Origin of the sequence: uncultured Paracoccus sp. (genome assembly GCF_945915435.1) — a bacterium.
Taxonomy (GTDB): domain Bacteria; phylum Pseudomonadota; class Alphaproteobacteria; order Rhodobacterales; family Rhodobacteraceae; genus Paracoccus.
On the sequence record NZ_CAMEFG010000018.1, the window covers coordinates 1 to 21,548 of the forward strand.

Sequence of the window (21,548 nt, forward strand, 5' to 3'; positions counted from 1 at the left end):
CGTTGCGCGGGGCAGATTCCGTTGCGCGGGGCAGATTCCGTTGCGCGGGGCAGATGATAAAATGCTTTGTATTCATTGATGGATTCCTGACGCGAATCCCGGAATCATATCCGAACAAACCAGGATATGAGGTATTTTCAATGTTAGGTGGACTTCTCAACCCGAAACCCGTCTTGCCGCTGTTGCCGCCGCCCGTGCCGGTGGTCGAACCCGTCGCGTCGGTGGTCAAGGACGTGGCGAATGGCGTCGGCGGATTGCTGGGCGGCTTTCTCGGCGCTGGCCGCGACCAGCAGGACGATGGCTATCGCTTCGATCTTTCGGATGAGGCGGTCAGGGCCGCCGCCGGGGATGCCGCGCAGGCGGATGGCGATGGGGACCCCGTCGCCGCGCGGCCCGAAACGGGGATGCCCGCTGTCCCGCCATCGGTGGGGGTTGCGGATTCCGGCCTGCCCTTGGCCCCGCCCGTCGCAACCGGGACGGCTGATCCCGATGGCCGGGCAAGGGGTGTGGGCGCGGCCCTTCCCGCGGGTGACGGCCTTGCCGCGCAATCCCGCGCCCCCGCTGCCGCCGAGCCTGATCTGGACGAAACCGCCCGCGCCCGTGCCCGCGCCATCCGGTTGCAGGAACGCGAAAGCATCCAGAACCTGATCGCACGGATCGGTCAGTCCAGCCAGGACGCCGCCAAGGCCTATGCGGTGGCCGAGGCGCAGACCGCGCCAGCCAACCCGCAGAACGCCCCGGCGATCCAGCGCACGGTGGCCCTCGTGTAAGCACGGGTGGCCCTCGTGTAAGGCCGCGCTCTCAGCGGTCGTGCATGCCCTTGCCCGCAAGGATGCGGGCGGCGGCCTTGTCGATGCGGGCGTTCCGGGTGGCGGATTGCCTGGCCGATCCGAAATGCAGCACCCAACCGCGACGGCGGCCCGGCGTCAGCGCCTCGAAGGCGGTGCGAAACTCGGGGTCGCCGTCCAGCCGGTCGGTCAGTTCGTCGGGATATTCCAGATCGTCCTTGGGCAGGTCGACCTTGCGGCCCGACTTCTCGACCTCGATCGCCTCGGCGATGCAGGTGCGCAGGGCGGCTTTGGCTTGCGCGATCTGGGCGGTATCGGTGAAATCCGCCACGCGCGAGGAACGCGAATTCGGACCCGGCGCCTTCAGGATGCCGTGGGGGTCCGCAAGCAGCACGCCCTTGAAAAAGCCGACCGTGGCGCGGTCCCTGAACCCCCAGAGCAGCGCCACATTCGCGCCCTCGAACGTATAGACCGGCGAGGACCACTTGAAATCCTCGGTCAGCGGACTGTCCAGCAGGATGGCGCGCAGGGCCAGCAACTCGTCGCGCCAATCCGTCAGACCGGCGAAAAAGCTTTCGGCTTTCGAGGGTGCGGGCGCCTTCGTCATGGCCCCAGTGTCGCGCGCACCGGGGGCGCTGTCCAGCGGCCCGGCGCTGTCCGCGGCTTTCCGCGCGTCGATGCGCGGGCCATCCTGCGCGCAAAAAGCTTTCCAAACGGCGTGATTTGGGGTAAGTGCCGCGCATCTGCGACGTGACGCCATGCCCCGTGGCACATGCGAAGGATAGGGGCGGCGGCAATGGGGCCGCCATTTGACATGGAACAGCCGGAGGGCCGGCGTGTTCCCAGAGGATATCAGATGTTTGATGAAGTGAAGAAATCCATCCAGTGGGGGCAGGAAACGCTTACGCTGGAAACGGGCAAGGTTGCCCGTCAGGCAGACGGCTCGGTCATTGCCACGCTGGGCGAAACCAGCGTCATGGCGAACGTGACCTTTGCCAAGGAACCCAAGCCCGGTCAGGACTTTTTCCCGCTGACCGTCCATTACCAGGAAAAATACTACGCCGCCGGCAAGATTCCGGGCGGCTTCTTCAAGCGCGAGGCACGGCCCTCCGAAAAGGAAACCCTGACTGCGCGCCTGATCGACCGGCCTTGCCGTCCGCTGTTCGCGCCGGGTTTCAAGCATGAAACCCTGGTCATGTGCACCGTGCTGTCGCATGATCTGGTCAACGACCCCGACATCGTCGCCATGATCGCCGCTTCGGCTGCGCTGACGATTTCCGGCGTGCCTTTCATGGGTCCGATCGGCGCCGCGCGCGTCGGTTTCTCGAACGGCGAATATGTGCTGAACCCCGAGGTTCAGGACATGGACAAGCTGCGCAACAACCCCGAACAGCGTCTCGATCTGGTCGTCGCGGGCACCAAGGACGCCGTGATGATGGTCGAATCCGAAGCCTATGAGCTGACGGAAGACGAAATGCTGGGCGCCGTGAAATTCGGGCATGAGCAGATGCAGCCGGTCATCGACCTGATCATCGCGCTGGCCGAGGACGCCGCGAAAGAGCCGTTCGACTTCCGCTCGCCCGACTATTCCGCGCTTTACGCTCGCGTCAAGGATCTGGGTGAGGCCGACATGCGCGCCGCCTATGCCATCCGAGACAAGGCCGAGCGCCGCGATGCCATCGAGGCCGCCCAGATCAAGATCAAGGCCGGCCTGTCCGAGGAAGAGCTGGCCGATGCGAACCTGGGTTCCGCGCTGAAAAAGCTGGAATCCGGCATCCTGCGCGGCGACATCATCAACGGCGGCGCCCGTATCGACGGACGCGACAACAAGACTGTGCGTCCCATCGTCAGCGAAGTCGGCATCCTGCCGCGCACCCACGGCTCGGCGCTGTTCACGCGCGGCGAGACGCAGGGTCTGGTCGTGACCACGCTGGGCACCGGCGACGATGAACAGATCATCGACGCGCTGCACGGCAACAGCCGCTCGAACTTCCTGCTGCATTACAACTTCCCGCCCTATTCGGTCGGTGAGGTTGGCCGCGTCGGCAGCCCCGGACGCCGCGAGATCGGCCACGGCAAGCTGGCATGGCGCGCGTTGCAGGCGGTGCTGCCCGCCGCCACCGACTTCCCCTATACCATCCGCGTCGTGTCCGAGATCACGGAATCGAACGGTTCGTCCTCGATGGCCTCGGTCTGCGGCGGTTCGCTGTCGATGATGGATGCGGGGGTGCCGCTGAAGGCGCCGGTCGCGGGCGTCGCGATGGGCCTGATCCTTGAAGACGACGGGCGCTATGCGGTCCTGACCGACATCCTGGGCGATGAGGATCACCTCGGCGACATGGACTTCAAGGTCGCGGGCACGGCGAACGGCATCACCAGCCTGCAAATGGACATCAAGGTCGCAGGCATCACCCCCGCGATCATGGAACAGGCGCTGGCGCAGGCGAAAGACGGCCGGATGCACATCCTGGACGAGATGGCCAAGGCGCTGACCGAAGGCCGCAACGAGTTTTCCGCCCACGCCCCGCGGATCGAGACGATGACCATCCCCACCGACAAGATCCGCGAAGTGATCGGCTCGGGCGGCAAGGTCATCCGCGAGATCGTGGAAACTTCGGGCGCCAAGGTCGATATCAACGACGACGGCGTGATCAAGATCGCATCCGCCAATGCCGATTCGATCAAGAAGGCCTATGACATGATCTATTCGATCGTGGCCGAGCCGGAAGAGGGCAAGATCTATGTCGGCAAGGTCGTCAAGCTGGTCGATTTCGGCGCTTTCGTGAACTTCTTCGGCAAGCGCGACGGGTTGGTCCATGTTAGCCAGATCGCGGCCCGCCGCCTTCAGCACCCCAACGAAGTGCTGAAAGAGGGCCAGGAGGTCCGCGTCAAGCTGCTGGGCTTCGACGACCGCGGCAAGGTCCGCCTTGGCATGAAGATGGTCGATCAGGAAACCGGCGAAGAGATCACCGAGAAGAAAGAGGAATCGGCGGAAAGCTGATTGCTATTGCCAAATCGCAGGAAATGCCCCCAATCCTTGGGGGCATTTTTCATGGAGGCCATGCGTGGCTGAACTTGCGTCGTTCTGGGTTGGTGATCGGCTTGGGCCGATCGAAATCGCCAGCCTGCGGTCGTTTCTGCGTCAGGGCGATCATGTCACGGTTTACTCACCCGCACCGATGGAAGGGCTGCCCGAGGGCGTCCTTTGGCGCGATGCGGCCGAAATCATGCCCTGCGACCGGATCATCCGGCACCGCAGGACACAAAGCCCGGCGCTGCATTCCGACCTGTTCCGCTATCAACTGTTGGCGAAAACAGACCAGATCTGGGTCGATCTTGACATGATCGCCCTGCGCCCCTTCGAGTTCGGGAGCGAATGGGTGTTCGGCCATGAAACCCCGCAGGAGGTGAATGGCGCGGTGCTGCACCTGCCCCGGCAGTCGGAGACGCTGCGCAAGCTGCTGCTTCTGACACCCGAAACGCGCGGCTTGCCGCCATTCCTGACCGGGATGCGACGTGCGAAATATTGGCTGCGCAGCTTCGGACGGGGGTTGCCGCTTGATCGTTGGCCTTGGGGCGGGATCGGGCCGCGCGCTTTGACCTATTACCTGAAGCAAACCGGCGAGATGTCCCATGCACTTCCGGTTTCGGCCTTCTATTTCGTTCCCATGCAGGAGGCTGCGCGTTTCGTTGAGCCGGGCGGTATAAGGCGTGCCGATCTGCCGCAGGACGCATGGGCGGTCCATCTATGGGGTAAGCAGTTGCGGCAGGCGATGGCCGCATATCATTCGGGCCAGGTTCCGCGCGGCAGCTTTCTGGACCTTGCCCTGCGTGAGGAGCTTTGATGAAATTTCCCGTCTATCTGATCAACCTCGACGGTTCGGACGAGCGGTTGCAGGAAGCCAGCGCCCAGCTTGAGGCGGCGGGCATCGCGTTTCAGCGCGTTCCCGCCTTTGACGGGCGCAAGCTGCGGGTCGAGGAGTTTCCCGATTACGACGCCAAAGGCGCGCGCTCTTACATGGGGCGCCCGCTGCGGGGCGGAGAGATCGGCTGCTATCTCAGTCACCTCGATTGCGCGCGGCGGTTTCTGGATAGCGATGCGCAGGTCTGCCTCGTTCTGGAAGACGACATGAAGCTGCAAGAAGGTTTCGGTGTGGGCGTCGAGGCCGTGATCGACTGGTTCGCCCGCAGCGGCGAGGATTGGGATATCGTCAATATCGGTGCGAACCGCCACAAAATCTATTCGCCGATGTTCGGCTTCGACGCCGGGGGGCGGCATTACGAATTGACCCACGCCCATTATTTCCCGATGACGACGACCGGGCTGATCTGGTCGCGGGCGGGGGCCAGCGCGTTCCTGCGCGAACATGATCGCATCTTTGCGCCGGTGGACAATTACATGCGCCATTGGCAGACGCGCCGCAATCGGGGCTGGGCCGTCTGGCCCGCGCTGGTGGCCACGACCGGGGCGGACAGCGTGATTACGCCAAGGGCGGGTCCACGGCGGCAGGCCGGTGACCGGCATCTGCTTTACGGCTATATCAAGCAGCGCCGCCTGATGCTGGACAAGCTGGTGGCGTGGTATCACAAGCGCAAGCGCGCGCGCAAAAAGCCGTCCTGAGAAAAGGCCGCGGGCGATGCCGCGGCCTTTCGGGTTCGGTCAGGCCGGATCCTTTGCAAAGCGCAGATAGGGCAGCTTCTTGTCCAGCGTGCCGTATTTTTCTTCAGCCGCCGCGTCGTCCAGCGCCAGCGCGACGATCACGTCCTGGCCGGGGACCCAGTTGGCCGGGGTGGCAAGCGGTGCGCCGTCGGTCTTTTGCACGGCGTCCAGCGCCCGCAGGATCTCGGCGAAGTTGCGGCCCACCGACATCGGATAGGTCATGGTCAGCCGCACCTTCTTGTCCGGCCCGATGATGAAGACGGTGCGCACGGTGGCGGAATGGGCGGGCGTGCGGCCCTCGGTCGGCAGGTAGTAGTCGGCGGGCAGCATGTCATAGGCCTTGGCGACCGTCAGCGAACTGTCGTCGATGATGGCGAAATTCGCGGGGCAGCCCGCGACCTGTTCGATGTCGTGCTTCCATTTGCCGTGATCGTCCACCGAATCGACCGAGACGCCCAGAACCTTGGTGCCCCGCTTTTCAAATTCGGGAACCAGTTGCGCGACTGCGCCGAACTCGGTCGTGCAGACCGGCGTGAAGTCGCGCGGATGCGAAAACAGGATGGCGTAGCTGTCGCCAAGCCAGTCGTGGAAACGAATCTCGCCCTCGGTCGAGGGGGCGGTGAAGTCGGGTGCGATATCGTTGATGCGCAGGGACATTCGGGGGCCTTTCGAATTGCGTTGCCGGCATAACATAAGTCAGCCGGGCACGGTTTCCAAGACGACCCGCCTTGTCGTTTTTGGCGGCTTTGCGGGGTCCTTGCGAATGGCGGGCGGCAATGCCACTGTGCCCGCAGCGACGAATAGGAGGTTCGAATGAGCGGACTCGCTGACAAGCGCAAGTTTTACATCGACGGCGAATGGGTCGATCCCGTGGTGCCGAACGATCTCGAGGTGATCGACCCCTCGACCGAAGAGCCTGTCGCCGTCATCTCGCTTGGCGGGCAGGCCGACACCGACCGGGCGGTCGCGGCGGCCAAGGCGGCCTTTCCCGAATGGTCGCGGACCGCGCCCGCAAAGCGGCTGGAACATGTCCAGAACATCCTGGACATCTACAACCGCCGCGCCCCCGACATGGCCGAGGCGATTACCCATGAAATGGGCGCGCCCCGCGACATGTCGCTGAACGACCAGGTCGCGGCCGGCACCTATCACATCGAGAATTTCATCACCGCCTTCAAGAGCTTCGAGTTCATCCGCCCGCTTGGCGCCCATGCCCCGACCTCGATGGTCGCATGGGAACCGATCGGCGTCGTGGGCCTGATCACGCCCTGGAACTGGCCCATGAACCAGGTGACGCTGAAGGTCATCCCGGCGATCCTGGCGGGCAATACCGTGGTGCTGAAGCCGTCCGAGATCGCGCCCCTGTCCTCGGTCGTCTGGACCGAGATCATGGACGAGGCGGGGCTGCCCAAGGGCGTCTACAACATGGTGAACGGCGATGGCGCGGGCGTGGGCACCCAGCTTTCGACCCATCCCGACGTCGAGATGATCAGCTTCACCGGCTCGACCCGCGCGGGCATCGCGATCACCAAGGCCTCGGCTGATTCGCTCAAGAAGGTCGCGCTGGAACTGGGCGGCAAGGGCGCGAACCTGATCTTTGCCGATGCCGATGAAAAGGCGGTGGCGCGGGGTGCGCGGCATTGCTTCTACAACTCGGGCCAAAGCTGCAACGCGCCGACGCGGATGCTGGTCGAGCGGTCGTTCTACGACAAGGCCGTGGAACAGGCGGCCAAGGTGGCGCAGGACACGCCCGTCGCGCCTGCCCACCAGCCCGGCAAGCATATCGGCCCGGTGGTCAGCAAGCAGCAATGGGACAAGATCCAGGACCTGATCCAGAAGGGCATCGACGAAGGCGCGCGCCTGGTCGCGGGCGGTCCCGGCCTGCCCGAAGGCGTCAATCGCGGCTATTTCGTGCGTCCGACGGTCTTTGCCGACGTGACGAACGACATGACCATCGCGCGGCAGGAAATCTTCGGCCCGGTGCTGTCGATCATCCCCTTCGACACCGAGCAAGAGGCCGTCGCCATCGCCAACGACACGATCTATGGCCTGACCAACTACGTCCAGACGCAGGACGGCGCGCGCCGCAACCGGCTGGCCCGGAAGCTGCGCGCCGGCATGGTCGAGATGAACGGCGTCAGCCGTGGCCGCGGCAGCGCCTTCGGCGGCGTCAAGGCCTCGGGCCGCGCGCGCGAGGGCGGCGTCTGGGGGCTGGAGGAGTTCATGGACAGCAAGCAGATCTCGGGCTGGGATCCCAACGCCTGAGGCGAAGGCAACGGGCCGCCGGGACCGCCCGGCGGCTTTCAGGGGGGAAGATGAGCAAGACCATCATCATAACGGGCAGTGGCAGCGGCATAGGCCGCGTGACTGCGCGGCGTTTTCTGGACGCGGGCTGGCGCGTCGGGCTGATCGGCCGGCGCGAGGCTGCCCTGCGCGAGACGGCGGCGGACAGCCCCGCCGCGCTGGTCCTGCCCTGCGACGTGACCGACGAATCGGCGGTGGACGCCGCCTTCGACCGTGCGGCGCGTGAATGGGGCCGCATCGACGTGCTGTTCAACAATGCGGGCGCGATCCTGATTTCCCGGCTGGTGGACGAGATTTCCGTGCAGGAATGGCGCGACGTCATCGAGGTGAACGTGACCGGCATGTTCATCTGCGCCCGCGCCGCCTTTCGCCACATGCGCCGCCAAAGCCCGATGGGCGGGCGGATCATCAACAACGGCTCGGTTTCCGCGCAGGCGCCCAGGCCGGGGTCGGCGGCCTATACGGTTTCCAAACACGCGGTGACGGGGCTGACCAGGACGCTCAGCCTGGACGGGCGGCCCTTCGATATCGCCTGCGGGCAGATCGACATCGGCAATGCGCTGACCGACATGGCGCAGGCGATGGTGCAGGGCGTGCCGCAGGCCGACGGCTCGCTGCGGGTCGAGCCGGTGATGGACGCAGCCCAGGTTGCCGATTCGGTGATGCTGATGGCCGGGATGCCCAAGGGCGCGAATGTGCAGGCCATGACCGTGATGGCGACGAATATGCCGCTGGTCGGGCGCGGTTAGGCTATAGTGGACTGGCCGACATAGGGGGGACGACATGAAACTGTTGCGTTATGGGCTTGCGGGCCAGGAAAAGCCGGGCCTGCTGGATGATCAGGGCCGCATCCGCGACCTGTCCGGGCATGTCGCCGATATTTCCGACGACGCGCTGACGCCCGAGGGGTTGGCGCGGCTGGCGGCGTTGGACCCTGCCGCGCTGCCCGTGGTCGAGGGCGAGCCGCGCATCGGTCCCTGCGTCGGCAATGTGCGCAAGTTCATCGCCATCGGCCTGAACTATGCCGATCACGCCGCCGAATCCGGCATGCCCGTCCCGGACGAGCCTGTCGTCTTCAGCAAATGGACAAGCTGCATCGTCGGACCCGACGACGACGTGCAGATCCCGCGCGGCTCGACCAGGACCGATTGGGAGGTCGAACTGGGCATCGTCATCGGCGCGGGCGGCAGCAATATCGCGCAGGACCGGGCGTTGGAGGCGGTGGCGGGCTATTGCGTCGTCAACGACGTCTCGGAACGCGACTGGCAGATCTCGCGCGGGCAGACATGGGACAAGGGCAAGGGCTTCGACACCTTCGGCCCGATCGGTCCCTGGGTCGTGACGCGGGACGAGATCGCGGACCCCGGCAACCTTGCCATGTGGCTTGAGGTGGACGGGCGGCGCTATCAGGACGGCTCGACCGCGACGATGGTGTTCGGCGTGGCGGAACTGGTCGCCTATTGCTCGCAACTCATGACGCTGATGCCGGGCGACATCATCACCACCGGAACACCGCCCGGCGTCGGCATGGGGCAGAAGCCGCCGGTCTACCTGAAAGGCGGCGAGGTGATGCGGCTGGGGGTCGAGGGCCTGGGGCAGCAGCGCCAGCGCGTCCTGCCCGCGCTTTAGCCGGACAGGGGCGGAAGATGACCAGGTTCTCGGCCAATCTCGGGTTTCTATGGGCGGATCTGCCGCTGCCCGCCGCCGTTCGCGCGGCTGCGCGGGCGGGGTTCGATGCGGTCGAATGCCACTGGCCCTATGACACGCCCCCCGCCGATCTGCGCGCCGCGCTGGAGGAGACCGGCCTGCCCCTTCTGGGCCTGAACACCCTGCGCGGCAAAGAGGGCGAAAACGGCCTTGCCGCCCTGCCGGGCCGCGACCGCGAGGCGCGTATCGCCATCGACCAGGCCATCGCCTACGCGCGCGAGGTGGGCTGCGAGGCCGTCCACGTCATGGCCGGCGCCGCCGAGGGCGAGATGGCGCGGCGCACCTTCATGGGCAACCTGGATCACGCCTGCCGTTCCGCCCCCGACCTGATGATCCTGATCGAGCCGCTCAACCGCCACGACGCGCCCGGCTATTTCCTGCAAGGCTCGGCGCAGGCCGCGCGGATCATCGAGCAATCGGGCCATGACAACCTGCGCCTGATGTTCGACTGCTATCACATGCAGATCACCGAGGGAGACCTGACCCGCAGCCTGCGCCGGTTGCTGCCGCTGGTCGGCCATGTCCAGATCGCATCGGTCCCCGACCGCGGCACCCCCGATCACGGGGAACTGGACTATCGCCACATCTGCGCGCTCTTGCGCGAACTGGGCTGGACCCGCCCGCTTGGCGCCGAATACCGCCCCGACCGCGGCACCGAGCGCAGCCTGGACTGGATGGCGCCGCTGCGGGGGACCTAGCCCCCGTCCATCTCGTCCAGCGCGTTCTGGACCGCCGTCAGCAGGATGCGGGCGCGCAGATGCACCGTCTGGGACCTGTCGCCGGGCTTGTAGAGCGTGCCTTCCAGCCCGAAGCCCGTGACCCCCGCCGCCAGCCATGCCGGGAAATCGGCGGGCGTGATGCCACCGAAGGCATGGATGGGAAAACCGGCGGGCAGCAGCGCCCGGATCGCCGCCAGGGTCTGCGGCCCGGCTGCGCTTGCGGGGAACAGCCCAAGGGCCGATGCGCCCGCCTTGTGGGCCGCCAGCGCCTCGGTCACGGTCTGGGCGCAGGGGCAGGTCGCAAGCCCCAGCTTTCCGGCATGGGCGATGACCGCCCCATCCGTCGCGGGCGACATCACCCGCCGCGCGCCTGCCCGCGCCGTGCGCTCGACATCCGCCGTTGTCAGCACCGAGCCGGCGGCGATCACGGCGCGATCGCCGCAGATGTGGGCCATCGTTTCGATGTTTGCCAGCGCCGAGGGGTCGCTCAGCGGCAGCTTTATGCAATTGATACCCGCATCGACCAGCATGGCGGCAAGCTCGGCCGCTTCGGATTGCGGAACATTCCGCAGAACGGCGGTGATCGGGTCGCCTGCCTGCCTTGCATCGCGCTGCGGCAATGCGGGCCTGCCCAGGACCGCGCCAACCGGGGCGCCTGGGCCGTCTTGTCGAGACATCCTGAGGGTCATGTCGTCCCTTCTGCTTCCAAAATGCGATAAAAAGCCTGGTCGCGGAAAATTCGCGTTAAATCTGGGCCGAACCAACTCGATACTAGACAGTTCATAACGCCTTTGCGACAGGTTGCAAAATTCCGGGTGAGCAAACCGTGCCCCGCCCGATAACAGCCAACGATGTGGAAATCATCCGGTTTCGCAAAGGCGGGCAGGCTGGCGGGGGATTGCCGAAAAGGCGAAAAAGATTGGAAAAAAAACGGCCCGAGAATGCGGGCCGTTCCGTTCAGGTCATCACTTTTTCGCGATCAGGCGCGTTCGGAATATTCGAAAAGTTCGGTGTTGACGACGATGGCCTCGTCCGTGGCGATGAAGGGCGGAACCATGATGCGCACGCCGTTGTCCAGGATCGCGGGCTTGTAGCTGTTCGCGGCAGTCTGGCCTTTGACGACCGGCTCGGTCTCGGCGACCTTGCAGGTGACTTTCTGGGGCAGTTGCACCGACAGGGCCTCGTCCCCGTAATATTCGATGGTGGCGGTCATGCCGTCTTGCAGGAAGGGGCGGCGGTCGCCCAGCAGGTCGGCGTCAAGCTCGGTCTGCTCGAAGGTCTCATTGTCCATGAAGACCAGCTTGCCGTCGGTTTCATACAGGAATTGCTGGTCTTTCTGGTCCAGGCGGACCTGTTCCACGCGGTCCTCGCTGCGGAAACGCTCGTTCAGCTTGCGGCCGTCGCGCAGGTTCTTCAGCTCGACCTGGGCGAAGGCGCCGCCCTTGCCGGGCTTGACGTGGCTGACCTTGACCGCCGCCCAAAGGCCGCCGTCATGTTCCAGCACGTTGCCGGGACGGATTTCATTGCCGTTGATTTTAGGCATTTTCGGATTCCTGGAATGTTTCGCATCTCGTGCCCCGGCGGCTTGCCCGCAGGCCCGCACGAGGATCGGCGGAGCTATAGCTTCCCCCCGAAGCCGAGGCAACCAAAACGGCTTTGCCGCGTTGTCAAGCCGACCAGAGCATCGGAAGCGGTGCCGTGACGGACAAGAATTTCACGGTTTTCCCGCAGGGTTGCGCAAAACGCATGGCTGTCATGTGTTGGGGGGCATATCGAATCGGGCGATATGCCTATATCTCCGGCGCACAGCTATACGGACAGGCAACCTTCGTGTCAGACACCCTTGGGCTGTCTGTCGGCACCATCCGGTCCACTTGGGTCGGCAATAATACAGGATGATAAAATCATGCGCGATTTCGTTGATGGTTCGGCTTTCAACTTCGAACAAGGGCAGCGTGCCCGCAAGCTCTTTGCCGCGGTGGTTCTTGCCGCGCTGGACGACGCTATCGCAGACGACAAGAAATATGGCAACGGTCCTGACCAGATCGCCCGCTGGGCACGGTCGCGCGATGGGCGCGAAGTGCTGTCCTGCGCCGGTATCGACCCGAACGAACGGGTGGTGAAGGGGCTGATGGAATTCGTGTCCAAGGGCGTGCGCACCTCGGTCGCGCTGTCGCGCGAGGAAAGCGAACGCCGTCTTGCCGCCGAGGAAGCCGAAGCGGCCTGAACCCTTCCCGCGCAGCCCGATCCCCTGGCCGTCCCCCTTGGGGCGGCTTTCGCCTTACTGGAACAGGCGCAGCGCCAAGGGCGCGATGATCGCGGTCAGCACGGCGTTCAGCCCCATCCCGATCCCGGCGAAGGCCCCGGCGGTTTCGTTCACCTGGAAGGCGCGCGCCGTGCCGATTCCATGCGCCGCGACCCCCACGGCAAAGCCGCGCGCGCGCCAGTCGCGGATGCGCAGCGCGTTCAGCAGCGGCGTGACGATGATCGCGCCGATGATCCCGGTCAGCAGCACCAGCACGGCGGTGATGGTCGGCGCGCCGCCCAGACCTTCCGAGATGCCGATGGCGACCGGCGCCGTCGCCGACTTGGGCGCCAGCGAAGCCATCAGCACCGGCGACAGCCCGAAGGCATGGGCCACCGCCAGCGCCGCCACCACCGCCGTCAGCGACCCTGCGACCAGCGCCGCCAGCAGCGGCACGACCGCGTGGCGCAGGCGGCGCAGGTTGTCGTAAAGCGGCAGGCCAAGGCAGACGGTCGCCGGGCCAAGCATGAAGTGGACGAATTGCGCGCCCTCGAAATAGGTCTGGTAATCGGTCCCCGTCAGCATCAGCAGCGCCGCCAGCAGGATCACCGCGAACAGCACCGGGTTGGCCCAGCTTTGCCGCTGCGCAGCCAGCGAGGCCCGGTCGCCGATCCAATAGGCGCAAAGGGTCGCGGTCAGCCACAGCAGCGGCTCGCGCGAGAGATAGCTCCAGATCAGGGCGGCGTTATCCATCGCGGCCCCCCTCGGCGTCCCCCATCAGCCGCGCGACCCAGGCAAAGGTCAGCGCCGCCACCGCGATGGCCAGCACGGTCGAGACCAGCACCGCCAGCCCCAGCCCCGCAGCATTGTCGCGAAACTGCCCCAGGTGGGCGATGACGCCGACGCCCGCAGGCACGAAGAACAGCGACAGGTTACCCAGCAGGGCGGTCGCGGCGGGGCGCAGGAAGTCGATCAGGCGCGGGCGGCAGATCCCCGCGCCGACCAGCAGCAAAAGCCCGACCACCGGGCCGGGCACGGGCAGCGCCAGCGCACGCGAGATCAGCTCACCCGCAAGATGAAAGCACAGGATGGTGGCAAGGGCGGGGATCATGCGGTCCTCGGGGTTGTGTCGGGCCCTTATATCTTGTGGGAATGCGGGACAGGAATGCAAGATATTGACCCCGAGGGGCTTGTGCCGGAAAATCCGCCCACGGTGCCCTGATTCTGTGGATAAGTTCTTGCGCTTCGACCGGCTGCGACTGAATGGCTTCAAAAGCTTCGTGGACCCGACCGACCTGGTCATCCGCGAGGGGCTGACCGGCGTGGTCGGGCCGAATGGTTGCGGCAAGTCGAACCTGCTCGAGGCCCTGCGTTGGGTCATGGGCGAAAACCGTCCCACCGCCATGCGCGGCGCGGGGATGGAGGATGTGATCTTCGCCGGCACCGCGCGGCGCGGCGCGCGCGCCCATGCCGAGGTCGCGCTGACCATCGACAACCGCGAGCGCCTTGCCCCCGCGGTGGTGAACGACGCCGACCAGTTGGAGATCAGCCGCCGGATCACGCGCGACGCGGGCAGCGCCTATCGCATCAACGGCAAGGAAGTGCGGGCGCGCGATGTGCAGATGCTGTTCGCCGACGCCTCGACCGGGGCGCATTCGCCTGCGCTGGTGCGGCAGGGCCAGATCAGCGAACTGATCAACGCCAAGCCCAAGGCGCGGCGGCGCATCCTGGAAGAAGCGGCCGGGATTTCAGGGCTTTACCAGCGCCGCCACGAGGCCGAGCTGAAGCTGAACGGGGCCGAGGCGAATCTGACCCGCGTGGACGACACGCTGGACCAGCTTTCCGCGCAGGCCGCCAGCCTTGCGCGCCAGGCCCGCGCTGCCGCGAAATACCGCGAGATCGGCGCTGCCCTGCGCCTGGCCGAGGGGATGATCCTCTATCGCCGCTGGTCCGAGGCCGAACAGGCGCGCGAGGCCGCCTCTGCCGCGCTGGCCGAGGCCGTCCGTGCCGCAGCCCTTGGCGAGGCCGCCGCCCGCAAGGCCGCCGAGGCGCGCGAGGGCGCGGAGACCGCGCTGCCCCCCCTGCGCGAGGAAGAACAGGTCGCCGCTGCCCTTCTGTCGCGCGCCACCGTCGAGCGCGAGGCGCTGGACGAGGCCGAGACTCGCGCCCTTGCGCTGATCGAAACGCTTGAGGCGCGCATCACCCAGCTGGACCGCGACATCGAGCGCGAGGCCGCCCTGAACCGCGACGCGGGCGAGGTGGTCGAACGCCTGCTGTGGGAAAAGGCCGAACTGGCCAAGGCGGGTGAGGGGCATGATGAACGGCTGGAAACCGCCGCCGAGGCCGCCGAGGCCGCGGCTGACGCCCTGCGCGAGGTCGAGGCGCGGCTGGCCGAACTGACCGACGAATCCGCCCGTCTGGCTGCGCGCCACCAATCCGCCGAACGGCTGGTCGCGGACCTGACCGCCATGCGCGACCGCGCGCAGCGGGCCGCCGAACTGGCCGCCGAATCGGTCCGCCAGGCGGATGCGGGCGGCGATCAGGCCCGCGAGGCGCTGCAATCCGCCGAATCCGCGCTGGAAGACGCCCGCGACCGCACCGAGACCGCCGAGGAAGCCCTGCACGCCGCCGAGGAAACCCGCGCCGATCTGGAGGCACAGGAAGCCGCCGCCCGCGCCGCCCGCGCCGAGGCCGAGGGCGAGGCGGGCGCGCTGGCCGCCGAAGTCGCCACCCTGCGCCGCCTGGTCGAGCGCGGGGCCTCGGGCGGCCAGTCGATCCTTGACGTGATCCGCGTCGAAAAGGGTCATGAAATCGCCTTTGGCGCGGCGCTTGGCGACGACCTGCGCGCAGGGCTGGCCGCCGACGGCGCCTCGGGCTGGCGCGAATTGCCGGGCTATGGCACGACGCAGCCCCTGCCCGAAGGCGCCGCGCCGCTGGCTGCGCATGTCGATGGCCCCCCGGCCCTGGCGCGGCGGATGTCGCAGGTCGGGCTGGTTGCCGACGCGGGGGCCGCTCGCGCCTTGCAGCCGCAGCTTCTGCCCGGTCAGCGGTTGGTCACGCCCGCGGGCGACCTGCTGCGTTGGGACGGGCTGTGCGTGAATGCGGGCGAGGCGTCCTCGACCGCCGCGGCGCATCTGCAAAAGGTCAACCAGCTTGCCGAGGTGGGCGGGCAGGCCGACGCGGCCCACGCCCGCGCCGAGGATGCGCTGGCCGCCCACCAGTCCCTGCGCGAGGTGCTGGACGCCGCCATCGCCGCCGAAAAGCGCGCCCGCGACGCCCGCCGCGATGCCGAACGCCTGCTGTCCGAGGCCGCCCGCGCCGCCACCCGCGCCGAATCGGACCTGTCGATGGCCAGCAGCCGTGCCGAATCCGCCCGCGCCGAGATGGCCCGCCACCATGCCGATGCCGAGGACGCCACCGCCCGCCTGCGCGAGGCCGCCCGCGCGCTGGCCGACCTGCCTGACCGCGCGGCGATCGCCGAGGCGCTGGAACATGCCCGCACCGGCGTCGAGGCCGCGCGGATCGCGACCATGACCCGCCGTTCGGCGCTGGACGAATTGCGGCGCGAGGGCAATGCCCGCACCAAGCGCCTGCAACAGATCGCGACCGAGGAATCGGGCTGGCGGCTGCGGCTGGAACAGGCGGGCACCCGCGCGGCGGAACTGGCGGCGCGGCGCGACGGCTCGGCGCAGGAACTGGACGAGGCCCGCGCCCAACCCGCCATCCTGGCCGCGCGCCGGGACGATCTGTCCGATGCCGAACAGGCCGCCCGCGACCGCCTTGACCGCGCGCGCGAGGCGCTGGCCGCCGCCGATGCGATGCTGCGCAGCCGCCTGGACGCCGAACGCGAGGCGGAACGCGCTGCCTCGGACGCGCGCGAGGCCCGCGCCGCGCGCGAGGCCCGGTCCGATGCCGCCCGCGAGGCCGAGGCGGTTGCCCGCGCCCGCATCGACGAGGAAACCGAAAGCACCCCGCAGGCCCTGCTGGAATCGCTGGAGACCGACCCCGACGCCATGCCGCCCGCCAGCGAGCTGGAGGACCGGATCGCCCGCCTGCGTCAAACCCGCGACGCGCTTGGCGCGGTCAACCTGCGCGCCGACGACGACAAGCGCGAGTTGGAAACCGAGCGCGACCGGCTGGCCGGCGAAAAACACGACCTGACCGAGGCGATCCGCAAGCTGCGCGCCGGTATCGGCAGCCTCAACCGCGAGGGGCGCGAGCGTCTGCTGACCGCCTTCGACGTGGTGAACCGGAATTTCGCCACGCTGTTCACCCATCTTTTCGGCGGGGGCGAGGCGCGTCTGGTGCTGGTCGAATCCGACGACCCGCTGGAGGCCGGGCTGGAAATCATGTGCCAGCCGCCGGGCAAGAAGCTGTCCACGCTGTCGCTCTTGTCGGGGGGCGAACAGACGCTGACGGCGCTGGCGCTGATCTTTGCCGTCTTCCTGGCCAACCCCGCCCCGATCTGCGTGCTGGACGAGGTGGACGCGCCGCTGGACGATGCCAACGTGGGGCGTTTCTGCGACCTGCTGGACGAAATGACGCGGCGCACCGACACGCGCTTTCTTGTGATCACGCACCACGCCGTCACCATGTCGCGGATGGACCGGCTGTTCGGCGTCACGATGGTCGAACAGGGTGTCAGCCAGCTTGTCAGCGTCGATCTGAAGCGGGCCGAGGCGCTGGTCGCCTGAACGCGGCCCCCTTCGCCCTTGCCTCTGCCCTGCTGCGGCGCAACAATCGCGCGGATTCGAAACCAACAGCCGGGGATCATGGCATGAGCATCGACAGCAAACTTGCGCAACTGGGCATCACCCTGCCGGACGCGCCCGCGCCCGCCGCGAATTACGTGCCCTATGTGCAGGTGGGGAACCTGCTTTTCGTCTCGGGCCAGATCAGCGCGGGGCCGGGCGGGCTGATCCGCGGACGGCTTGGCGCCGACATGGCCGCCGAGGCCGGGGCGCAGGCGGCGCGGGCCTGCGGGCTGGCGCTGCTGGCGCAGGCGCGGGCGGCGCTTGGCTCGCTCGACCGGGTGGCGCGGGTGGTGAAGCTGACCGGCTTCGTGAACTCGACCCCCGAATTCACCGACCAGCCCGAGGTGATCAACGGCTGCTCGGACCTGATGGCCGAGGTTTTCGGCGACAAGGGCCACCACGCGCGCGCCGCCGTTTCCGCCGCCGCCCTGCCGCGCGGTGTCGCGGTCGAGGTCGAGGCGATCTTCGAGGTCGCCTGATGCCCGCCCTGCCGCCCGAGTTCCTGCGCCGTCCCGTCGCCCATCGCGGGCTGCACGGGCCGGGCGTGCCGGAAAACAGCCTGGCCGCCTTTCGCGCGGCGGTCGCGGCGGGCTACGGGATCGAATGCGATATCCAGCAGGGTGCGGACGGCACGCCGGTCGTCTTTCATGACGACGACCTGCACCGTCTGACCGGGCGGGACGGTCCCATCCGGGCCTGCGCGGCGGACGAACTGGCGCGCCTGCGCCTGTTGGGCAGCGACCAGCCCGTCCCGACCCTGCGGCAGATGCTGGACGAGGTTGCGGGCCGCGCCCCCCTGCTGATCGAGATCAAGGATCAGGACGGCGCGCTTGGCGCGGATGTGGGCGATTTGCAGGACCGCGTGGCCGAGGTGCTGCAAGGCTACGCCGGGCCGGTCGCCGTCATGTCCTTCAACCCCGAAACCGCCGCGCGTTTCCACGCCGCCGCGCCGGGGATCGCGGTGGGCCTGACGACCTGCGGCTTTCACGCCGACGATTGGCCCGGCGTCGCCGCGCCCGACCGCGCCCGGCTGGCGGGGATCGAGGACTTCGCGCGCTCGGGCGCCAGCTTCGTCTCGCACCAGTTCCGCGAGCTGAAGAACCCCGCCGTGCAGCGGCTGAAGGCGCAGGGCGTGCCGGTTCTTTGCTGGACCATCCGCTCGGCCCAGGATGAGGCCGTGGCGCGGCTTGACGCCGACAACATCACCTTTGAAGGCTATGCCCCGGATTTGTGATCACATCCCTTGCGGCGGTCGGTCATGACCCGGCTTGAGGTTGCCGCCCTGTCCGGTATCAGCGGGATTTCCGCCGATGAATGGGACCGCTGCGCCCACGCCCTGGGGGCCGAGGGCGACAATCCGTTCATCCGCCACCGTTTCCTGGCCGCGCTGGAGGATTCCGGCTCGGTCGGGCAGGGCACGGGCTGGCATCCGGCCCATCTGGTCGCGCGGGCCGACGGCGCGGTGGCCGGGGTCGCGCCCTGCTATGTCAAGACGCACAGCCAGGGCGAATATATCTTCGACCACGCATGGGCCGATGCCTATGAGCGCGCGGGCGGGCAGTATTACCCCAAGCTGCAATGCGCCGCGCCCTTTACCCCCGCGACCGGCCCGCGCCTGATCGCCGCCGATCCGCAGGTGCGGCTGGCGCTGCTTGGGGCGATGATGCAACTGGCCCGGCAGAATGGGCTGTCGGGGGCGCATGTCACCTTCTGCACGCAGGCCGAGGCGGATCTGGGCGAAACCGCCGGTTTCCTGCCGCGCGTCACGCATCAATATCACTGGCTGAACGACGGCTATCGCGACTTCGACGATTTCCTGTCCCGGCTAAGTTCGCGCAAGCGCAAGGCGATCCGCAAGGAACGCGCGCAGGCGCAGGCCTTCGGCGGCACGATCCGCGCCTTGCGGGGCGACCAGATCCTGCCCGCGCATTGGGATGCCTTCTGGGCCTTTTACCAGGACACCGGCAGCCGCAAATGGGGGCGGCCTTACCTGACGCGGGATTTCTTCGACCGGCTGCACCGGACCATGCGCGACGATTGCCTGCTGGTCCTGGCCGAGCGCGGCGGCCGGCCCGTCGCCGGTGCGCTGAACCTGATCGGCGGGCAGGCGCTTTACGGTCGCTATTGGGGCTGCGTCGAGGACCACCGCTTCCTGCATTTCGAACTGTGCTATCATCAGGCCATCGACTGGGCCATCGCCCACGGGCTTTCCCGGGTCGAGGCGGGCGCGCAGGGCGATCACAAGCTGGCGCGCGGCTATCTGCCGGTGCCGGTCCATTCGCTGCATTGGCTGGCCGATCCCGGCCTGAACGGGGCGGTTGCGCAATATCTGGAACAGGAACGCCGCGCGGTGGGCGAGGAAATCGAGATGGTCGCCGACTGGGGACCGTTCCGGCGCGGCCAAGGTGCGTCCTAGCCGCGTTTCAGCCCCCGGAACGCCGCCGAGGCCAGCCAGCCGGCGGCGATGGCGATGGCCAGCGACATGATGCCGTAGATGAAGGGCTGTTCCAGCGCCATGTGGTAGAGCCAGCGTTCCAGCCCGACCTTTCGCACCTCGATCGGGGCGCGGTAGGTGTCGATTACCTCGCCGTCGCGCAAGAGCAGGATGCGGGCGGAATAGATGCCCTCGACCACGTTGGCGGGCATGCGCACATCGGCGCGGAACAGGGTCTGTTCGACCAGGGTGACGACGCCTTCGTCCAGGCGATAAAGCCCGGCCTGTTCGCGCAGGCGCAGCAGCGCCTCGGTAAAGGGAACGGCGTCCGAGACGGTCAGCGCCCCCGCGAAGGCGCGCACCGCCTGCGGGATCGAGACGCGATGCCGCGCATCCTGTTCCGGCGGCAGGATCCGGTCCAGCGGGCGGGTGGTGGCGACGACATAGAAATCGGGCGCGGCGCCGATGCTGACGCTGTCGGTGTTCACCCAGACGCCGAAGCGCTGTTCCTTGCGGCGGATCGTCACCGATTTGGCCGGTCCCTGCACGGCGACGATGACGTCCAGCGGCTCACCCGGCGGGATCGGCGTCTCGCGCTTGATCGCGCCGTAGATGATGATGTCCGAGCCGTCGAAGTTCGTGGTGATGTGGACATCGTCCTGCGAAATTCCGGCGACGACCTGCTCGGTCCGCGGTGCGGACGGGGTCTGGGCCGAGTCGAAGCCGCCGCGCATCTGCGTCTGGGACAGGACGAGGCCCGGCAGAAACAGCGCCAGCGCGGCAAGAAGGGGGACGAGCGGTCTGGTCATCCGATGATCCCCGGCGTGATCGAATAAAGGTCGTCGGGGGTGACGAACAGGTCGAAAGCCAGCTTGCCGCAGACCGCCAGCACCAGCAGCGCCATGAGGATGCGCAACTGTTCCGCCCGCAGCCGGGCGCCAAGGCCGACGCCGATCTGCGCGCCGACGACCCCGCCGATGATCAGCAGGACGGCCAGCATGATATCGACCGTGTTCGACGAGATCGCATGCATCAGGGTCGTATAGGCCGACAGGAAGGTGATCTGGTAAAGCGAGGTGCCGATGACCACCTTCGTCGGCATTCCCAGCAAATAGATCATGGCGGGCACCATGATGAAGCCGCCGCCCACCCCCATGATCGCGCCAAGCACCCCCACGGCCGCGCCCACCAGCAAGGGCGGGATCGCGCTGATGTAGAGGCCCGAGGCGCGGAACTTCATCTTGCCCGGCCAGCGATGGACCCAGACGTGCTGGTTGCGCCGCACCGGCTTGATCGGTCCGCCCTTGGCGCGGCGGATGGCGCGCAGGCTTTCTTGCAACATCATCGCCCCGATCAGGCCCAGGAAGATGACATAGCAAAGCTGCACCACCAGGTCGACCTGGCCCATCCGCGACAGGATGTTGAAGGCCCAGACCCCCAGCGAGGAGCCGACCACCCCCCCCGCCAGCAGCACGCCGCCCATGCGGAAATCGACCGTCTTGCGCTTGAGATGCGCCAGCACCCCCGAAAAGGACGAGGCCACGACCTGGTTGGCGCCCGTCGCCACCGCGATGGCGGGCGGGATGCCGATGAAGAACAGCAGGGGCGTGATCAGGAAACCGCCGCCGACGCCGAAAAGCCCGCTCATCAACCCGACGATGCCGCCGAGGCCGATCAGGGTCAGGGCGTTGACCACGACCTCGGCGATGGGAAGGTAGATCTGCATGTTTCATCCGGTCAACAGGGGGCCAATCCGGATACTGCCCTTGGGATGCAGCGGCGTCAAATGGACCGGGGCCGGTTGGCGGGCCGGGGGGATATTTTCGGGATTCGGGCCGCCGGCGCCGCCGGACCGGGGCTTTGCCCCGGACCCCAGGGTATTTGGATGATGAAGAAACGGGCGAACCGATTCGTTCTTTGTCCGCTCGCGGCTTGCC

At 67.3% G+C, this 21,548-nt stretch carries 21 protein-coding genes; 13 read left to right on the forward strand and 8 right to left on the reverse strand.

Translation table 11 applies throughout. The annotated features are described in order from the left end of the window. Positions 1-140: 140 nt before the first annotated feature. Complete coding sequence (locus Q0O97_RS07815) at positions 141-770, forward strand: hypothetical protein (protein WP_294926972.1); 630 nt, start codon at positions 141-143, stop codon at positions 768-770. Between the two features lie 31 nt (positions 771-801). Here Q0O97_RS07815 and Q0O97_RS07820 read toward each other — a convergent pair whose 3' ends face one another. Beyond that, complete coding sequence (locus tag Q0O97_RS07820; protein ID WP_294926975.1) at positions 802-1,395, reverse strand: YdeI/OmpD-associated family protein; 594 nt, start codon at positions 1,393-1,395, stop codon at positions 802-804. A gap of 249 nt (positions 1,396-1,644) precedes the next feature. On the opposite strand from Q0O97_RS07820, the gene pnp reads away from it, so the two are divergent. From pnp to Q0O97_RS07835, 3 genes are all read left to right on the forward strand, one after another. Then, positions 1,645-3,789 (forward strand): polyribonucleotide nucleotidyltransferase, encoded by a 2,145-nt coding sequence (pnp, locus tag Q0O97_RS07825; RefSeq protein ID WP_294926978.1) that lies wholly within the window; start codon positions 1,645-1,647, stop codon positions 3,787-3,789. Between the two features lie 64 nt (positions 3,790-3,853). After that, complete coding sequence (locus Q0O97_RS07830; protein WP_294926981.1) at positions 3,854-4,633, forward strand: hypothetical protein; 780 nt, start codon at positions 3,854-3,856, stop codon at positions 4,631-4,633. After that, positions 4,633-5,409: a glycosyltransferase family 25 protein gene (locus Q0O97_RS07835; protein WP_294926984.1), complete on the forward strand. Its 777-nt coding sequence runs from the start codon at positions 4,633-4,635 to the stop codon at positions 5,407-5,409. The genes Q0O97_RS07830 and Q0O97_RS07835 overlap by 1 nt, the downstream gene beginning before the upstream one ends. A gap of 39 nt (positions 5,410-5,448) precedes the next feature. Here the strand turns inward: Q0O97_RS07835 and Q0O97_RS07840 are convergent, their stop codons facing one another. Further along, positions 5,449-6,105, reverse strand: coding sequence for a peroxiredoxin (locus Q0O97_RS07840; protein ID WP_294926987.1), 657 nt, complete (start codon positions 6,103-6,105; stop codon positions 5,449-5,451). Between the two features lie 156 nt (positions 6,106-6,261). Between Q0O97_RS07840 and Q0O97_RS07845 the strand changes: the two genes are divergently transcribed. Genes Q0O97_RS07845 through Q0O97_RS07860 form a run of 4 tightly spaced genes read left to right on the forward strand, consistent with a single transcriptional unit; the run spans position 6,262 to position 10,157 of the window. Further along, the gene (locus Q0O97_RS07845) at positions 6,262-7,713 is read left to right on the forward strand and encodes an aldehyde dehydrogenase family protein (RefSeq protein ID WP_294926990.1); all 1,452 of its coding nucleotides are present in this window, start codon (positions 6,262-6,264) and stop codon (positions 7,711-7,713) included. A gap of 50 nt (positions 7,714-7,763) precedes the next feature. Further along, entirely contained in the window at positions 7,764-8,501 is a 738-nt protein-coding gene (locus Q0O97_RS07850) for an SDR family oxidoreductase (RefSeq protein ID WP_294926995.1), read from the forward strand. 34 nt (positions 8,502-8,535) lie between these two features. Continuing rightward, a complete protein-coding gene (locus Q0O97_RS07855; RefSeq protein WP_294926998.1) occupies positions 8,536-9,381 on the forward strand; it encodes an ureidoglycolate lyase in 846 nt (281 codons plus the stop codon). Between the two features lie 17 nt (positions 9,382-9,398). Next, positions 9,399-10,157 (forward strand): TIM barrel protein, encoded by a 759-nt coding sequence (locus tag Q0O97_RS07860; protein ID WP_294927001.1) that lies wholly within the window; start codon positions 9,399-9,401, stop codon positions 10,155-10,157. On the opposite strand, the gene Q0O97_RS07865 is transcribed toward Q0O97_RS07860, so the two are convergent. Together Q0O97_RS07865 and efp are read right to left on the reverse strand one after the other, a co-directional pair. Further along, complete coding sequence (locus Q0O97_RS07865) at positions 10,154-10,798, reverse strand: 2-dehydro-3-deoxy-6-phosphogalactonate aldolase (RefSeq protein ID WP_294927003.1); 645 nt, start codon at positions 10,796-10,798, stop codon at positions 10,154-10,156. The two genes, Q0O97_RS07860 and Q0O97_RS07865, sit on opposite strands and share 4 nt — an antisense overlap. Positions 10,799-11,157: 359 nt before the next feature. After that, positions 11,158-11,721: an elongation factor P gene (gene efp / locus Q0O97_RS07870; RefSeq protein ID WP_294927006.1), complete on the reverse strand. Its 564-nt coding sequence runs from the start codon at positions 11,719-11,721 to the stop codon at positions 11,158-11,160. A gap of 363 nt (positions 11,722-12,084) precedes the next feature. On the opposite strand from efp, the gene Q0O97_RS07875 reads away from it, so the two are divergent. Beyond that, positions 12,085-12,405 (forward strand): DUF6280 family protein, encoded by a 321-nt coding sequence (locus Q0O97_RS07875; RefSeq protein ID WP_294927009.1) that lies wholly within the window; start codon positions 12,085-12,087, stop codon positions 12,403-12,405. A 54-nt stretch (positions 12,406-12,459) separates the two neighbouring features. On the opposite strand, the gene Q0O97_RS07880 is transcribed toward Q0O97_RS07875, so the two are convergent. Both Q0O97_RS07880 and Q0O97_RS07885 read right to left on the reverse strand, forming a co-directional pair. After that, complete coding sequence (locus Q0O97_RS07880) at positions 12,460-13,176, reverse strand: LrgB family protein (RefSeq protein WP_294927012.1); 717 nt, start codon at positions 13,174-13,176, stop codon at positions 12,460-12,462. Beyond that, positions 13,169-13,534 carry a CidA/LrgA family protein gene (locus Q0O97_RS07885; protein ID WP_294927015.1) on the reverse strand — a complete coding sequence of 122 codons (366 nt, stop codon included), beginning with the start codon at positions 13,532-13,534 and terminating at the stop codon, positions 13,169-13,171. Before Q0O97_RS07885 ends, Q0O97_RS07880 begins: the two co-directional genes overlap by 8 nt. A 127-nt stretch (positions 13,535-13,661) precedes the next feature. Here Q0O97_RS07885 and Q0O97_RS07890 point away from each other — a divergent pair, with 127 nt between their 5' ends. The 4 genes from Q0O97_RS07890 to Q0O97_RS07905 all read left to right on the forward strand — a co-directional run bounded on the left by Q0O97_RS07890 (position 13,662) and on the right by Q0O97_RS07905 (position 19,593). After that, a complete protein-coding gene (locus tag Q0O97_RS07890) occupies positions 13,662-17,117 on the forward strand; it encodes an AAA family ATPase (RefSeq protein WP_294927149.1) in 3,456 nt (1,151 codons plus the stop codon). A gap of 83 nt (positions 17,118-17,200) precedes the next feature. Beyond that, the gene (locus Q0O97_RS07895; protein ID WP_294927018.1) at positions 17,201-17,656 is read left to right on the forward strand and encodes a RidA family protein; all 456 of its coding nucleotides are present in this window, start codon (positions 17,201-17,203) and stop codon (positions 17,654-17,656) included. Then, a complete protein-coding gene (locus Q0O97_RS07900) occupies positions 17,656-18,411 on the forward strand; it encodes a glycerophosphodiester phosphodiesterase family protein (RefSeq protein WP_294927021.1) in 756 nt (251 codons plus the stop codon). The genes Q0O97_RS07895 and Q0O97_RS07900 overlap by 1 nt, the downstream gene beginning before the upstream one ends. Before the next feature lie 24 nt (positions 18,412-18,435). Then, on the forward strand, positions 18,436-19,593 hold the full coding sequence (locus Q0O97_RS07905) for a GNAT family N-acetyltransferase (RefSeq protein ID WP_294927024.1): 1,158 nt from the start codon (positions 18,436-18,438) through the stop codon (positions 19,591-19,593). Here the strand turns inward: Q0O97_RS07905 and Q0O97_RS07910 are convergent. Both Q0O97_RS07910 and Q0O97_RS07915 read right to left on the reverse strand, forming a co-directional pair. Further along, positions 19,590-20,420 (reverse strand): TIGR02186 family protein, encoded by an 831-nt coding sequence (locus Q0O97_RS07910; RefSeq protein WP_294927027.1) that lies wholly within the window; start codon positions 20,418-20,420, stop codon positions 19,590-19,592. The genes Q0O97_RS07905 and Q0O97_RS07910 overlap by 4 nt on opposite strands. Further along, complete coding sequence (locus Q0O97_RS07915; protein WP_294927030.1) at positions 20,417-21,337, reverse strand: sulfite exporter TauE/SafE family protein; 921 nt, start codon at positions 21,335-21,337, stop codon at positions 20,417-20,419. Before Q0O97_RS07915 ends, Q0O97_RS07910 begins: the two co-directional genes overlap by 4 nt. Positions 21,338-21,548: the final 211 nt, after the last annotated feature.